The 2705-nt window shown below is 44.5% G+C and carries 4 protein-coding genes and 1 pseudogene; all 5 read left to right on the forward strand.

The window, feature by feature from the left end; all coding sequences use genetic code 11:
* Nucleotides 1-108, forward strand: a pseudogene (locus B4K20_RS13325) (Na+/H+ antiporter subunit C); the annotation flags it as partial.
* Entirely contained in the window at nt 105-1634 is a 1530-nt protein-coding gene (locus tag B4K20_RS13330) for a monovalent cation/H+ antiporter subunit D (protein WP_289283241.1), read from the forward strand. The pseudogene B4K20_RS13325 and the gene B4K20_RS13330, both read left to right, overlap by 4 nt.
* 1 nt (nt 1635) lies before the next feature.
* Nucleotides 1636-2124, forward strand: a complete 489-nt coding sequence (locus tag B4K20_RS13335) for a Na+/H+ antiporter subunit E (RefSeq protein ID WP_286304177.1) — start codon at nt 1636-1638, stop codon at nt 2122-2124.
* Nucleotides 2124-2393 carry a K+/H+ antiporter subunit F gene (locus tag B4K20_RS13340; RefSeq protein WP_007146389.1) on the forward strand — a complete coding sequence of 90 codons (270 nt, stop codon included), beginning with the start codon at nt 2124-2126 and terminating at the stop codon, nt 2391-2393. Before B4K20_RS13335 ends, B4K20_RS13340 begins: the two co-directional genes overlap by 1 nt.
* Nucleotides 2394-2396: 3 nt before the next feature.
* On the forward strand, nt 2397-2705 hold a 309-nt coding region (locus B4K20_RS13345; RefSeq protein WP_289283242.1), incomplete at its 3' end, for a Na+/H+ antiporter subunit G.

The following is a 2705-nucleotide window of genomic DNA, read 5'->3' on the forward strand; positions in this document are numbered from 1 at the left end:
GTTCTGGCTTTAAAAGCACGTAGTGAACTAGGTAACGATCACGTCGATGGCATGAGTTATGTGGCTGAAGAACAGGAGAATAAAGTAGCAGGAGGAGATGCCAAATGACACTGTCACAGCTGCCTATTCTGCTTATTTTGTTACCTTTATTGGGTGGCATACTGACATTATTTTTTCGGCCCAAAGGTATCCCGCTGCAGCGTGTAGTTAGCCTGATATTCACTATGGCTCTGCTGTTGCTGAGTATCTATACCGTCACTATCGCCAATAGTGGTGATTATTCTGTTTACTTACTTGGTAACTGGACAGCGCCATTTGGCATCGTGATGGTGTTGGATAAGCTATCTTCCTTGATGATACTGCTGACCTCCATACTGGCTGTTATTGCATTGGCTTATGCCATTTCTCAGGGTACTGATAAAAAAGGTCAACATTTTCATGTGCTCTATCAAATCCAGCTTTTTGGTCTGAATGGTGCCTTCCTGACTGGTGACTTGTTTAACCTGTTTGTCTTCTTCGAAGTGCTGTTACTCGCATCATATGGCTTATTACTCCATGGCGGCGGTCGTCTTCGCACTAAAGGCGGGCTGCATTATGTCGTCATTAATCTGGTCGGCTCCAGTTTGTTTTTATTCGCTGTGGGTACACTCTATGGCATTTTGGGCACATTAAATATCGCTGATATGTCTACGCACATTGCTCAGCTGGACAGTGCTGATCAAGGTATTGTGGCAGCAGCTGGACTGCTTCTTTTAGTGGTGTTTGGTATCAAAGCGGCTATTTTCCCGCTCTATTTGTGGCTACCTGGTGCCTATGCCAATACCTCTGCTGCCGTGGCTGCTTTATTTGCGATCATGACCAAAGTGGGTCTCTACGCGATTATTCGCGTTCACGGCACGTTATTCTCAGAACAGGCAAGCGCGCTAGTTGGCTTACATGCTGAGGTAGTATTAAGTCTTGGCTTGGTCACGTTAGCAATGGCCGTCCTTGGCGTATTTGCATCCCGTGCATTAAAAGAACAAACCGCTTTTCTGATACTGGCTTCCGTCGCCACGCTTTTGATTGGTATCGGGATTAATACAACCGAAGCCTTAGCGGCTACCTTGTATTATCTAATTCATTCCACGCTGATTGGTGCCGGATTATTTCTGGTAGCCGACATCATTGCTCGTGCCAGAGGCTCATACTCTGATAGGTTACGTCCTGGCGCCCCAATGAAACATGCCATTCTTTTAGGCTCTGTGTTTTTCATTACCGCTATTGCTATTGTAGGCATGCCACCACTGTCAGGGTTTATCGGTAAAGTAATGATTTTGGAAGCCGCGCTGAGCAGCACATTAAGTACCTGGATCTATGCCATCATTTTAATAGGCAGCTTATTAATGATTATGGCGATGGCACGGTCAGGCTCAATCATTTTCTATCAAACGGATACCTCTCTCGATGATGACAGTGAAAAGCTGAATATACGTGCATTGGCACTGGCTTTAGTTTTAGTGCTAGCCAGTCCGATATTAGTCATTGCAGCCGGTCCTATATCTGATTTTACCCAGAGTGTGGCTTCACAACTGAATGATCATCAAGCTTATATTGATGCAGTAATGGGCCAGCCTGCCTATCAGGGAGGAGAATAATATGTGGCGAAAATGCTTTCCTCATCCATTTCTCACTCTGGCCTTATGGGCTATCTGGCTTTTATTGAATAACACCTTATCGGCTGGCCATATGATTTTAGGTGGCTTACTCGCAATATTTATTCCTTGGTTCAGTGCTGGATTCTGGGAGGAGCGCGTCATGGTACGTCGGCCATGGTTGCTGATTAAGTTTTTCAGCTCTGTGCTCTGGCAGATAGTGATTGCCAATATTCATGTGGCGCGTCTTATTCTCATGTCCTCAGATAAACTGCGACCCGGTTTTGTTGAGATACCATTGGATTTAACCTCACCATTGGCGATCAGTATTCTTGCCAATACCATTTCACTGACTCCCGGGACTGTCACCTGTGACTTGTCTAAAGACCAGAAAAAGCTGTTGATTCATGCCCTGCATATCGATGATGCCCAAACAACCATTGATGAAATCAAACAGCTGTTTGAAAAACCGTTAAAGGAGATTTTCAACTAATGCTGAATATCGCCATCATTACAGCCTGCGTTATGGTGTGTACGGCCCTGCTATTGAGCCTTTATCGACTACTTATCGGTCCTAGTGTGCCGGATAGAATTCTGGCCCTCGATACACTGTATATTAATTCAATTGCCCTACTTATCCTGCTGGGTATTTTCCTGCGAAGCAATCTTTATTACGAAGCCGCTCTATTGATTGCGTTGATGGGGTTTATGGGTACACTCGCGCTAAGCAAATACCTGCTGCGCGGCGACATAATGGAATAAATCATGTTAGAAATTTTATTATCTATTCTGATTATTCTGGGTGGTTTCTTTACGCTGGTCGGTTCCCTAGGCTTATTCAAACTGCCTGACTTTTATATGCGTTTACATGGTCCCACCAAAGCCAGTACTTTAGGTGTCGGTGCTGTTCTGGTGGCATCTGCCATTCATTTCAGTACCAAAACTGACGGTATCAGTTTGCATGAAATACTGGTGACTTTATTTTTATTTATCACCGCTCCAGTCAGTGCACATTTGATGGCAAAGGCTGCACTTCATATTAAAGTCAGACAAGAAAAACGTACGTTGAATAAA

The sequence above is a fragment of the Methylophaga sp. UBA5088 genome (assembly GCF_002414625.1).
Lineage (GTDB): Bacteria > Pseudomonadota > Gammaproteobacteria > Nitrosococcales > Methylophagaceae > Methylophaga > Methylophaga marina.

Coding starts and splice junctions, on each gene's coding strand:
- B4K20_RS13330 (WP_289283241.1), top strand. CDS start 105: ATGACACTGTCACAGCTGCCTATTCTGCTTATTTTGTTACCTTTATTG.
- B4K20_RS13335 (WP_286304177.1), top strand. CDS start 1,636: ATGTGGCGAAAATGCTTTCCTCATCCATTTCTCACTCTGGCCTTATGG.
- B4K20_RS13340 (WP_007146389.1), top strand. CDS start 2,124: ATGCTGAATATCGCCATCATTACAGCCTGCGTTATGGTGTGTACGGCC.